This window comes from Ruegeria sp. D1(2025) (assembly GCF_056536425.1).
The window spans coordinates 1-1,227 of the sequence record NZ_JBQFPO010000039.1; the positions used below are offsets into that span (position 1 = coordinate 1).

At 54.6% G+C, this 1,227-nt stretch carries 2 protein-coding genes; one reads left to right on the plus strand and one right to left on the minus strand.

Annotated elements, in window-relative coordinates:
• A partial coding sequence (locus ACR1XU_RS23100) for a class I tRNA ligase family protein (RefSeq protein WP_480915719.1) occupies nucleotides 1-132 on the minus strand: 132 nt, incomplete at its 3' end.
• Between the two features lie 257 nt (nucleotides 133-389).
• On the opposite strand from ACR1XU_RS23100, the gene ACR1XU_RS23105 reads away from it, so the two are divergent.
• Nucleotides 390-1,061, plus strand: coding sequence for an OB-fold-containig protein (locus ACR1XU_RS23105; RefSeq protein ID WP_480915718.1), 672 nt, complete (start codon nucleotides 390-392; stop codon nucleotides 1,059-1,061).
• Nucleotides 1,062-1,227 lie beyond the last annotated feature (166 nt).

The following is a 1,227-nucleotide window of genomic DNA, read 5'->3' on the forward strand; positions in this document are numbered from 1 at the left end:
CATGACCTCGTTCCCCCGGCCACGCTGGTAACGTGCGTACAGGTCGGCCGGCAATTGCGAGCCGATCAGGTTGCCGAGGTGCTTGATCCCGTTGATGTAGGGGATCGCCGAGGTGATGAGAATCCGAGCCATTTTGCGTGTCCACGTAACTGTCTGCGCGCCCGTCTACCTTATGTCATCGCTCAGCAAAAGCCCGGCTTGCGCTGCCATGTCATTTTGAGCGCGTATTTGAGGGAATAATACGAGAGGTGGCTAGGGCGAGTTGCATATCCGTCAAGAGCTGCACTACCCATAGGTTGAAATTTGGAATCACAACTTCTTGAAATTCAATCAATGACTTCCCATCTCAGTTGTATACAAAGGTATACAATAACGAGGACAACTTGCTGATGTTTGACTTTTTACTTGAGGGCGCATTTGTGCCCTTTACCCTGGCGCTTGCGCTTCTGTTCGGCCTTCTGGCGCTGGAACTGATCGCATTGGTTCTGGGTGGAAGTCTGCTGGCAGGCGATGGCGAGGTCGATCTGGATATAGATGCCGATATCGATCTGGGCGACCTGGAAGTGACCGAGATCGAAACCGAAAGGCCCGAGATTGCCTCTACTGGCCCGTTTGGCTGGCTGGGTATCGGCAAGATGCCGTTCATGATCTGGCTTGTGGTTCTGCTGGCTGGGTTCGGCCTCAGTGGTATGGGCCTGCAACTGGCGCTGCGCGATCTGTTGGGCTTCGATTTGCCCAGTTGGATCGCTGCCATCCCTGCAGGCGCATTTGGTCTGTGGTTTGCGCGTGGCTTTGGTGGCGTCTTTGTCCGGCTACTTCCAAAAACCGAGACTGAGGCGATGTCTGAACGGATGCTGGCCCGTCGTCGTGGTGTGATCACTCAAGGAACGGCCTCACGCGGACGCCCGGCAGAGGTGCGCGTCATGGACCGGTTCGGCAACTCGCACTACCTGCGCGCAGAACCTTTGCAGGACCAAGATTCGTTGGAGCAAGGTACCGAAGTGCTTGTTCTACGTGATCGACGGCGCGACCGGTTCGTTCTGGTCGGCTTGTCTAACTAATCCAATTTTCAACCCCAATCCGGAGGATATTGCATGGAACTTCCATTCCTGGCCGTCACAGTTGTGACTAGTTTAGCGGTACTCTTGTTTAGTGGCCTTGTGCTTGGGCTTGTCGGCGTGTTCGAAACACTGGTCTTTGCCGGTTTTCAATTTGCTCAAATCGAAG

What these genes read in the sequence shown, in the direction of transcription:
- ACR1XU_RS23105 (WP_480915718.1), top strand. Translation starts at nt 390, where the DNA reads ATGTTTGACTTTTTACTTGAGGGCGCATTTGTGCCCTTTACCCTGGCG.